Source organism: Streptomyces sp. WMMB303 (assembly GCF_029351045.1).
GTDB lineage: Bacteria > Actinomycetota > Actinomycetes > Streptomycetales > Streptomycetaceae > Streptomyces.
This window is the reverse complement of sequence record NZ_JARKIN010000001.1, coordinates 2,177,931-2,188,818: the sequence shown is the minus strand read 5'-3', so window position 1 is coordinate 2,188,818 and position 10,888 is coordinate 2,177,931. Positions and strand designations below refer to the sequence as shown.

Here is a 10,888-nt window from a genome sequence, read left to right as displayed (position 1 = left end):
CAGCCCGCCGGGCCACCGGCTGCGCGCCGTACGGCCTGGTCCGAGGGGGTGCGGCGGCTGCGCACGGCCGCGACCACCGAGCCGGGCAGGCTGCGGGCGATCGGCGCGGCCCTGGTTGCGCTCGTGCTGCTGTTCGGGGCCGTGTCGGCGTGGCAGGTCTCCGACCGGGTGGCGGCGGCGGACGCCGTCGTCGACCACAGCCAGCCGCTGAGCGCGGACGCCGCACACATCTACCGCTCGCTGGCCGATGCCGACACCTCGGCCTCCAGCGGCTTCCTGGCGGGCGGTGACGAGCCCCGCTCGGAGCGCCGCCGCTACGAGAAGGACATCCGCGAGGCGTCCGAACTGCTCGCCGAGGCGGCGGCCGCCTCCGGTGGGTCACCGACCGCGGAGCGGCAGATCGCCGTACTCAACCGCGGACTGCCGGTCTACACGGGCTTGGTGGAGTCCGCGCGCGCCGACAACCGGCAGGGCCTGCCGCTGGGCGGCGCCTACCTGCGGTACGCCAACGAGAAGATGCGCGGCGAGTTGCTGCCCGCCGCCCGCAAGCTGTACACGGCCGAGACCGAGCAGTTGGGCGGCGACTACACGGACGCCGAGAGCTGGCCGCTGCTCGGGCTCGGCACCGGCGTGCTGGCACTCGCCGCACTGGGCTGGGCGCAGCGCCGCAACTACCGCCGCACCAACCGGGTCTTCGACCGCGGCCTGCTCGGCGCGACCGCCGCCGTGCTCGCGCTGCTGGTGTGGCTCGGGGCGGGGCACACGCTGGCGCGCTCGGGGCTGAACGAGTCCGACACCAAGGGCGCGCGCTCCCTTCAGGCCCTCAACGAGGCGTGGATAGGCACCCTGCAGGCCCGTGGAGACGAGAACATGACACTGGTCGCGCGCGGTGGCGGCGCGGCGTACGAGAAGAGCTACCGCAAGCAGATGGCCGCGGTCGCGGGCACCGGCGGTGAACGGCGCACCGGGGGCGGGCTGCTGGGCGAGGCCCGCCGGGTCGCGGACGACCGCAGCGGAGGTGACGCGGTGCGGGACGCGCAGCGGGCCGTACGGACCTGGCAGGAGCGGCACCGGCAGGCGCGGGCCGAGGACGACGGCGGCAACTACGAGGACGCGGTCGCGCGGGTGATCGGTGCCGAGGACAGCACGCGGGAGAGCTTCGACGCGGCGGACGCGAGTCTGGGCCGGGCCGCGGCGCATGAGCAGCGCCAGTTCGAGGAGGCCGCCGCCGCGGGCCGCGGCCGGTTCGGCGGACTGCTGGTGGGAGCGCTGCTGCTGGCCGTGCTCGCAGCAGTGGGCACGGTGCTGGGCATCGGGCGGCGACTCGCGGAGTACAGGTGAGGAGGGGGGACGCCATGTCGGCGACGGGAGCAACGGGAGCGGACACGCCGGACGCGCCGGACGCGCCGGACGCGCCGGGGGTGCGGGGTCCCGGCGGTGCGGTGGGCCGGGGCCCCGACGACAGGCGCGAGTCGGGCCGCCGGAGCGGGCGGGTGCCCGCACGGGGGCGGCCGGGCGGCGCCTTCCGCAGGCCGTCGGCCGTCGCCGTGGGCGGCCTGGCGGTCGCCGGGGCGGTACTGGTCTCCGCGGTCGGGGGCGCCGGAGCCCCGGGCGGCACCTCGGCGGACCGTGCGGCGGCGCGCTCCGGCCCGGGTGCCGCGGTGGCACGGCCCGCCTCCGCCACCGAGCCCGGGGCCGAGCCGCGGCCGGAGAAGTGCGCGGACGGCAGCAATCCGGCGGAGAGCCTCAAGCCGTCCGGCGCCTCGGGGAAGGCGGTCGAGCGGATCAAGAAGAAGGGCAAACTGGTTGTCGGTGTCGACCAGAACAGCTACCTGTGGGGCTACCGGGACCCGGCCACCGGCACCATCGAGGGCTTCGACATCGACCTGGTCAAGGCGATCGCCCGGGATCTGCTGGGGAAGGACGGAGCCGACCGGATCGTCTACCGCACCATCCCCACCGACCAGCGTGTCCCTGCCATCCAGAGTGGTGATGTGGACATGGTCGTGCGGACGATGACCATCAACTGCCTCCGGCGCGCGCAGGTCGCCTTCTCCACCGCGTACTTCCAGGCGGGCCAGCAACTGGTCGTGCCCAAGAAGCACGCACGCGTCAAGGGCTTCGACAGCAGCATGCGCGGCAAACACGTGTGCTACGCATCGGGTTCCACGGCGGAGAAGATGATGAAGACCCCCGCCTACGCGGCACTGGGCGCGCGCCCGGTCGTCGTGCCGAACCAGCTCGACTGCCTGGTGCGCATGCAGCTCGGCGAGGCGGACGCGACGGTCACCGACAGCGCCCTGGGCGCGGGGCAGGCCGCGCAGGACCCCTCGGTCGAACTCGTGGGGCAGCCCGAGACGCTGGAGCCGTACGGCGTCGCGATGAACCTCGAGGACGAGGATCTGGTCCGCAGGGTCAACAAGGTGCTGGAGGACTACCGCGAGCACAAATGGAAGTCTTCCTACGACCGCTGGCTGGCCGACGACATGATGGGTACGGAAGGGAAGAAGCCCGCACCGCCCGAGCCGCTCTACCGCGACTGAACCGGACGCGGCGGTCGCGCTGCGGAGAGGGCCGCCGAGGCGGCTGCCGACGTGGCCGCCGCGGAACCGGTTCGTGGGAACGGCGCCGTGAGTACGAGTCGAACAGCGAGGTGATCGATGGGGTCCGCGGGAGCCGCCGGAGAGGTGATGAGCCGCGAGGAGACCGACCGGGTGCTGGAGCGGCTCGACGCCGAGCACGAGGCGGTGGAGTCCTCCCTGCTCGCGCTCCAGGACCACGCCGGGCGCAGGCTCCTGGAGGGCGCCGAGCTCGCCGGGACGACCGCGCACCGCTGGGCCCGGGCCGAGGCCGCCATCACCGCGCTGTGGAACGGGTTCGAGGTCTACGCGCGCACCCTGCGCCAGGCCCGCGGGCTGCGGGAGCGCCGCCGCTGGCCCAGCCGCGACGACCTGGTCGAGCTGACCCGGCTGCTGCGCGGCACCCTCACCGTCCCCGGCGCGGGGCTGCCCGGTACCGCGGGGGCGAGCCTGTCCGGGGCGCCGAAGCTCGCCGAGGAGTTGACCCTCGGGCAGCTCGTCGAGCGGATGAACGGGTGGTACGCGCAGGCACTCGACGTGGTGGCGGCGGCCGACTCCGTGTGGTCCGCGCTGCCGGCCCGGATCGACATGCTCGCCGCCGAACTGGGCCGCGTGCGCTCTCTGGCGCACTCGGTGGGCGTGCGCCCCGGTGAGCATCCGTCCGCCGACGACCTGGAGCGCATCACGGCCGAACTCACCGCGCTGCGCGAGGAGGTCGTCCGGGATCCGCTCGCCTTCTGGACACCCACCGGAGGCAGTGGCGCGCCGGGCGGCGGCAGACCGGACACCACCCGCTACGACAGCGCAGCCCGCGCGCTGGAGGAGGTACGGCGCGAGATCGACGCCGTGCTCGCCGTGCGGCAGGACGCCGAACAGCGGCTGATGAAGCTGCGCGACCTGCTCACCCGCGCCGACCGCACACTCGCCGAGGCCCGCGCGGCGCGCGGCGAGGTGCTGGCCAAGATCGCCGCCTCCGAGGTGCCCGCCGTCAGCGGACCGCCGGCGGTGCTGCACAGCCGGCTCGCCGAAGCCGTCGAGCACCGCAGGTACGCGCAGTGGCACCGGCTCTCACCGCTGCTGGAGGAACTGGAGGCGAGCGCCGAGGACGAACTGGAGCGGGCCCGGTCCCAACTCTCGGCCGTCACCGCGCCACTGGCCGTGCGGGCGGAACTGCGCGGCCGCCTGGACGCGTACAAGGCAAAGGTGGCCCAGCACGGTCTGGCCGAGGACAGCCTGCTCATCGAGCGCTACGACACGGCGCGCCGGATGCTGTGGAGCGCCCCCTGCGACCTGCGGGCCGCGGAGGACGCCGTACTGCGCTACCAACGGGCCGCACAGGAGGCACTGCAGCACCGGCGGCAGACCAGGGACGCCGCGGGCGGAGCGATGAACATGGGGGCAGAGTGAGCGAGCAGACGAGCGCACCGGAGCGGCCGTGCCAGCGGCCGCAGTGCGACGGCGGGTACGAGGACATGGGAGGGGGCGAGCTGTACTGCGGCACCTGCGGGCTCGCCCCCGTGGTGGCACCCGGCGGGATGCTGGGCGCGGCGCCCACCGGGATGACCGGCGCGGCGCGGCACAGCCGCTCCTCCGGCTCGGCGCGCTCGGGCTCGTCGCGGACCTCCTCCCGCGGCTCGGCGCGCTCGCGCTCCTCGCGCCGCTCGGTCTCCGGGCGGCTCTCCCGCTCGCTGTCCGGGCCCGGCACCGAGCGCTCGGTCTCCGTCCGCAGCTCCAGCACCTCCGCCAAGAGTTCCGGGCGGAGCAGGCTGGGCGCCGGACTGGTGCAGATCCCGCAGGTGCCCCGGCCGGATCCGGCCGGGGTCGTCCTGGCGAACCCGGAGGTGCCCGAGCGCAAGCGCTTCTGCAGCAACGGGGAGTGCGGCGCGGCGGTGGGGCGGGCGCGCGGCGACCGGCCGGGCCGCACGGAGGGGTTCTGCACCAAATGCGGCCACCCGTACTCGTTCGTGCCCAAGCTGCGTCCCGGGGACATCGTGCACGGACAGTACGAGGTCGCGGGCTGCCTGGCGCACGGCGGACTCGGCTGGGTCTACCTGGCCGTCGACCGGGCCGTCTCGGACCGCTGGGTCGTCCTCAAAGGGCTGCTGGACACCGGTGACCAGGACGCGATGGCGGCGGCGATCGCCGAGCGCCGCTTCCTGGCGGAGATCGAGCACTCCAACATCGTCCGCATCTACAACTTCGTCGAGCACCTCGACCAGCGCACCGGCAGCCTCGACGGCTACATCGTGATGGAGTACGTCGGCGGCAGCTCCCTCAAGCAGATCGCCAACGACCGGCGCACCCCGGCGGGGAAGCGCGACCCGCTGCCCGTGGAGCAGGCGTGCGCCTACGGCATCGAGGCCCTGGAGGCCCTGGGACATCTGCACAGCCGCAACCTGCTCTACTGCGACTTCAAGGTCGACAACGCGATACAGCAGGGCGACCAGCTCAAGCTGATCGACCTGGGCGCGGTGCGCCGCATGGACGACGACGAGAGCGCCATCTACGGCACCGTCGGGTACCAGGCGCCGGAGGTCGCCGAGGAGGGCCCCTCGGTCGCCTCCGACCTGTACACCGTGGCGCGCACCCTCGCCGTCCTGACCTTCGACTTCCAGGGCTACACCAACGTCTACGTCGACAGCCTGCCCAACCCGGAGAACATCGGGGTCTTCCAGCGGTACGAGTCCTTCTACCGGTTCCTGGTGCGGGCGACCGACCCCGACCCGCGCCGCAGGTTCGCCTCCGCGCAGGAGATGGCCGACCAGCTTCTGGGGGTCCTCCGGGAGGTCGTGGCGTTGCAGACCGGGAAGCCGCGCCCCGCCCTGTCCACCCTCTTCGGCCCGGAACCGCGGGTCGTGGACACCGAGCTGTTCGCGCCCCGGTCCGGCGACGCCTCCCTGCTGGGGGCGCGCGATCCGGCGGCGGGGAAGCGCCGCGCCCGGCCGGCCGCGCTCGCGGGCGCGGGGCGTTCCGCGGCGTCCGGCAGCGCTGCCACCGTGCCGGAGGCCGCGGGCGGCGCCGCCGTGCCTCCCACCCCCGCCCCGGCGGGTGCGCCGGAGGTGCCGCCGGCCCGTACCGCGCCGCCCGCGCCGCTCGCCTCGTTCCCGCCGCCGGGCGGCGCCGGGAGCCCGGACGCCGCTCCCGCGCGCGTGGTCGAGCTGGCTCCGTTCCGTACCCGGCTGACGGCACTGGCGCTGCCCGTCCCGCGCGTCGACGCCGCCGACCCCAACGCGGGCTTCCTCGCCGGGCTGTCGGCTTCCTCGCCCGCCGAGCTGCTCACCGCGCTGGACGGGGCGCCGGCCGACTCGCCGGAGCTGCGGCTGCGTACCCTGCGCGCCCTCCTGGAGAGCGACGCGGGGCAGGAGGGCGCCGGGGCCGCGCTCGACGCGCTGGACGCCCTGGAGGCCCGGCACGCCGACGACTGGCGGGTCGTGTGGTACCGCGGCCTGGCCGCGCTGGCGACCGGCGACCGGGAGACCGCCGCGCTCTCCTTCGACGCGGTCTACGACGCGTTCCCCGGCGAGCCCGCACCCAAGCTGGCCCTGGGCTGCTGCGCGGAGGTGCTCGGCCAGCTGGACAACGCGGCCGAGTACTACCGGCTGGTGTGGACCACCGACCCGTCGTACGTGAGCGCCGCGTTCGGGCTGGCCCGGGTGCGGCTCGCGGCCGGCGACCGGCCGGGCGCCGTCCAGGTGCTGGAGTCGGTGCCGGAGTCCTCCATCCACTACACCCCGGCGCGCATCGCGGCGGTTCGCGCCCGGTTGCGGCAGCGCTCGCCGCACGAGCCGCTGCTGGAGGAACTGCGCGCGGCAGCGCAGCAGGTGGCCGATCTCCAGCACGTCGGGCTGGACGAGGTGCGCCGCCACGAGCTGACCTGCGAGGTACTCGGGTGCGCACTCGACTGGCTGCTGTGCCAGGCTGTTCCCGCCCGGGGGGCTGCTTCCTCCGGGCCCGCGCCTGCGGGTGCACCGGGGGCACCGCCGGGTGCCGGGGTACGGCTGTTGGACAGTCCGCTCACCGAAGAGGGGCTGCGCTTCGGCCTGGAGCGCTCCTACCGGCTGCTCGCCCGGCATGCGCAGAGCGGAACCGCGAGGATCGAACTGGTGGAGCGGGCCAACCGTTTCCGCCCCAGGACGTGGGTGTGACCATGCCTCAGTTGGACCAACTCTCCGCCTGCCCGAGCTGTGCGGAACCGCTCGAGGAGGGCGACCGCTTCTGCGGCGCCTGCGGTGCGGATCTGGCAGCCGCCGTGCAGGGCCTCGCAGCCGGCCGGGGCACCCCTCCGGCGCCGCGCCGGGAACCCACGCTCCCGGACGGCCTGCCGGCGGCAGCGCCGCCCGGCCAGGAAGTCCCGGCGCCGCCTCCGGTGCCGCCGCCCCCGGCAGCGCCGCCGCAGGCCGGATCCGGCCCGGCGCCTTCCGCGGCGCCGGGTGCGCCCGCCGGCGGCCCGGCCGGCCCGGGTCCGGTGCCCCCGGTCCCGAGCGTGCCGCCGCCTCCGCCGCCCCCTGCGGCGCGGTCCGCCGCGGCGGCCTCCGACCCCCGTGCGCCCGCCGCCGGCCCGCAGTTCCCGGGGCCGACGTGCGTGGCCTGCGGCACCGGGACGATCGACAGCGACGGCTACTGCGAGCACTGCGGCCACAAGCAGCCCCGGGAACGCGACCACATGGAGTCCGCGCTGGGGACCGTCGCGGCCGCCAGCGACCGGGGGCTGCGGCACCACCGCAACGAGGACTACTTCGCCATCGCCGAGGCGGCCATCCCGGAGGGTGCGCCCGCGACCCTCGCCGTCGTCTGCGACGGAGTCTCCTCGGCCACCCGTCCCGACGAGGCGTCGTCGGCGGCGGCCGAGGCCGCGGGTGAGGCGTTGCGCCGGGCGCTGCCGGCCGGCCGCCACCCGCAGCAGGCCATGCACGACGCGTTGCTGGCTGCCTCCGAAGCGGTCAACGCGCTGGCCGCCGACACCCCGGTCGAGCCGTCCAAGAACGCTCCGGCCTGCACCGTCGTCGGCGCGATCAGCGTGGAGGGTGTCGTGACCGTCGGCTGGATCGGCGACAGCCGCGCCTACTGGGTGCCCGACGACCGTGTCTCGGCCCCCGCGCGGCTGACGGAGGACGACTCCTGGGCGGCCCAGATGGTCGCCGCTGGGCTGATGAACGAGGCCGAGGCCTACGCGGACCCGCGGGCGCACGCGATCACCGGCTGGCTCGGCGCGGACGCCTACGAGATCGACCCGCACACCTGCTCGTTCAAACCCGAACAGCCCGGTGTCGTGGTGGTGTGCACGGACGGCCTGTGGAACTACGCCGAGTCGGCGGGGGAGATGGCCGCGGCCGTGCCGGCCGACGCCTCGGCGCGCCCCCTCCAGGCCGCGCAGCACCTGGTCGGCTATGCGCTGGACGGCGGCGGGCACGACAACGTGACGGTGGCCGTGCTGCCGTTCCCCGCGCCGTCGGGAGGGGCGGGCCCGGCCTGAACCGAGCCCGCCGCGGGGGGCCTTCGGACATCGCTGTGCGGTGCCGGGGGCGACGGGAGCGCTGTCCGGGGGGAAGTACCGCACGCACCATCGCACTTCCACTCCGCCCCGTTGTCCACTTGTCGCTGTAGAGCAAACAGGAGCGGAACAGATGGCCAACTTCGCGAAGTCCAACGCGCCGCGCTTCTCGGTGGACGTCTACCAGAACGCGTACCTGCCCGAAGGCGCCCGAGAGGTCAACGCCGTGGTCACCGTCACCTCCACGGGGGGTGGTACGACGGGCGGCATGACGCTGCCGGTGACCGAGCCGGGCCGGGTGCCGGCGGCGGAGGGGGCTGACGCGGCGGTCGTCATCATGCTCGACTGTTCCGGCTCGATGGACTATCCGCCCACCAAGATGCGCAACGCGCGCGACGCCACCGCAGCCGCGATCGACACGCTCCGGGACGGTGTCTCCTTCGCCGTCGTGGCGGGCACCCACAAGGCGAAGGAGGTGTTCCCCGGCGGCGGTGCGCTCGCCGTGGCCGACGCCACCACCCGGGCGCAGGCCAAGGATGCGCTGCGCGGCCTGTCGGCGGGCGGCGGCACCGCGATCGGCACCTGGCTGCGGCTGGCCGACCGGCTGTTGAGCGCCGCCGACGTCACCATCCGGCACGGCATCCTGCTCACCGACGGGCGCAACGAGCACGAGGAACCCGCCGCGCTGCGCGCGGCGCTGGAGGCGTGCGCGGGCCACTTCACCTGCGACGCACGGGGGGTGGGCACCGACTGGGAGGTCCAGGAGGTCACCGGGATCGCCTCGGCGCTGCTCGGCACCGCCGACATCGTGGCCGATCCGGACGGTCTGGCGGCGGACTTCACCAGGATGATGGAGAGCGCCATGGGCAAGGAGGTCGCCGATGTGGCGCTGCGGCTGTGGACCCCGCAGGGCTCCCGGATCGCGTTCGTCAAGCAGGTGGCCCCCACGGTCGAGGAGTTGACCGACCGCCGCACGGAGGCGGGTCCGCGCGCCGGTGACTACCCGACCGGGTCCTGGGGGGACGAGTCGCGCGACTACCACGTCTGTGTGGAGGTGCCGGCCGCCGGGATCGGCCAGGAGATGCTCGCCGCGCGGGTCTCGCTGGTGCTGCCCGCGCCGGACGGCGGTTCCGCGCAGACACTCGGGCAGGGGCTGGTGCGCGCGGTGTGGACGGACGACCTGGCGGCCACCACCTCCATCAATCCGCAGGTGGCGCACTACACGGGGCAGGCCGAACTGGCCCAGGTGATCCGTACGGGGCTCGATCTCCGAAAGGCGGGGGACGAAGCGGGCGCAACGGCCAAACTGGGGCGAGCAGTGCAGTTGGCGAACGCGTCGGGGAACACGGATACTGCGAAACTGCTTTCGAAGGTGGTCGACGTGGTGGATGCCGCGACGGGTACTGTTCGACTGAAGACGAAGGTCGCCGAGGCTGACGAGATGACGCTGGAGACGCGGTCCACCAAGACGGTCCGCGTGAAGCGCTAGCGTCCCGGCCGCGGCGCCTCCGCACGACCGGCGCGACCCGCACCAGCAGGTACCGACGAGCAGGAGCACGGAGGGGGAGGCACCACCATGCCGACTTGCCCGAACGGCCACCAGTCAGCGGCCGACGACTGGTGCGAGGTCTGCGGCCACCGCATGGCCGAAGCGCCGGGGTCGCCCGCCGGTGCCGCACCGCCGCCCCCTCAGCCGCCCGCTCCGGGCGGCTACGGCTACCCGGGCCCGCCCGGTCCGCCGCCCGCGCCCGGCCCGCCCCCGCCCGGACACGGCCCCGGGCAGGGCTACGGCTACCCGGGACCCGGCTCGGGCCCGCCCGAGCCGTGCCCCCAGTGCGGGACGCCGCGCGAGTCCCAGGCGCCCTTCTGCGAGGAGTGCCGCTACAACTTCCTGACCCACTCGCCGACCACCTACGCCCCGCCCGGCCAGCAGCCCCAGGCCGCCCGTCCCGGCTTCCCGGCCCCCGCCGCGCCGCCCGCACCGCCCGGATTCGACAGCCCGGGACCGCAGGGCCCCGGCGGCTTCCCCGGCCCGGACCGGCAGCCCTACCCCTCCGATCCCCTCGCCGACCCGTATGGGAGCCCGCATGCTCAGCCCGCGGGCGGCGACTGGGAGCTGTCCCCGCCCGGCCCCACCGAGCAGCAGATGGTCGCGCCCCCGGCGGCCCCGGCGCCGCCGCAGGTGCCCGGCGGACACCCCGGACCGCCCCCGGCCCCGCCCGGCCCGCCCGCGCCTCCGGCACCCGGTGTACCGGGCGGGCACGGCCCCGGCCCGGGCTCCCCGCAGCAGGGTGGGCCCGCGGAGTACGGCGGTCTGCCCGCACCGGAGCACGGCGCACCGGAGCACGGCATGCCGGAGCACGCCGCGCAGGGCGGCGGAGTGCCGCAGGGCGGCGGTTCGTGGACGGCGATGATCGCCCCGGACCGTGCCTACTTCATGGCGATGATGCAGCGCAGCGGCCCCGAGGCGGCGGCGCTCAACCTTCCCGCGTACTCCCCGGAGCAGCAGCTGCCGCTCACCGGCCCGCAGGTCACCATCGGCCGTCGCCGCGCCTCCACGGGAGAGGCCCCGGACATCGATCTGGGCCGCTCCCCGGAGGACCCCGGGGTCTCGCATCAGCACGCGCTGCTGGTGCAGCAGCCCGACGGCAGCTGGTCCGTCGTCGACCAGGACTCCACCAACGGCACCACCATCAACGGCGCCGAGGACCCGGTCCAGCCCTTCGTGCCCGTCCCCCTCAAGGAGGGCGACCGGGTCCACGTGGGCGCGTGGACGACGATCACGCTGGTGCGCCGGTAGGTCGAACGGCAGCTCCGG

At 75.1% G+C, this 10,888-nt stretch carries 7 protein-coding genes; all 7 read left to right on the top strand.

The genetic code is table 11. The features are described from left to right. Positions 1 to 48 precede the first annotated feature (48 nt). The 7 genes from P2424_RS09920 to P2424_RS09890 all read left to right on the top strand — a co-directional run bounded on the left by P2424_RS09920 (position 49) and on the right by P2424_RS09890 (position 10,870). Complete coding sequence (locus P2424_RS09920) at positions 49 to 1,341, top strand: hypothetical protein (protein WP_276478904.1); 1,293 nt, start codon at positions 49 to 51, stop codon at positions 1,339 to 1,341. 14 nt (positions 1,342 to 1,355) lie between these two features. After that, the gene (locus tag P2424_RS09915) at positions 1,356 to 2,543 is read left to right on the top strand and encodes a glutamate ABC transporter substrate-binding protein (protein ID WP_276475399.1); all 1,188 of its coding nucleotides are present in this window, start codon (positions 1,356 to 1,358) and stop codon (positions 2,541 to 2,543) included. Between the two features lie 117 nt (positions 2,544 to 2,660). Further along, a complete protein-coding gene (locus P2424_RS09910; RefSeq protein WP_276475398.1) occupies positions 2,661 to 3,986 on the top strand; it encodes a hypothetical protein in 1,326 nt (441 codons plus the stop codon). Further along, the gene (locus P2424_RS09905; RefSeq protein WP_276475397.1) at positions 3,983 to 6,724 is read left to right on the top strand and encodes a serine/threonine-protein kinase; all 2,742 of its coding nucleotides are present in this window, start codon (positions 3,983 to 3,985) and stop codon (positions 6,722 to 6,724) included. The genes P2424_RS09910 and P2424_RS09905 overlap by 4 nt, the downstream gene beginning before the upstream one ends. 2 nt (positions 6,725 to 6,726) lie before the next feature. Next, positions 6,727 to 8,052, top strand: coding sequence for a PP2C family serine/threonine-protein phosphatase (locus P2424_RS09900; protein ID WP_276478903.1), 1,326 nt, complete (start codon positions 6,727 to 6,729; stop codon positions 8,050 to 8,052). A gap of 151 nt (positions 8,053 to 8,203) precedes the next feature. Further along, a complete protein-coding gene (locus tag P2424_RS09895; RefSeq protein ID WP_276475396.1) occupies positions 8,204 to 9,559 on the top strand; it encodes a VWA domain-containing protein in 1,356 nt (451 codons plus the stop codon). A gap of 87 nt (positions 9,560 to 9,646) precedes the next feature. Further along, positions 9,647 to 10,870, top strand: a complete 1,224-nt coding sequence (locus P2424_RS09890) for an FHA domain-containing protein (RefSeq protein WP_276475395.1) — start codon at positions 9,647 to 9,649, stop codon at positions 10,868 to 10,870. Positions 10,871 to 10,888 lie beyond the last annotated feature (18 nt).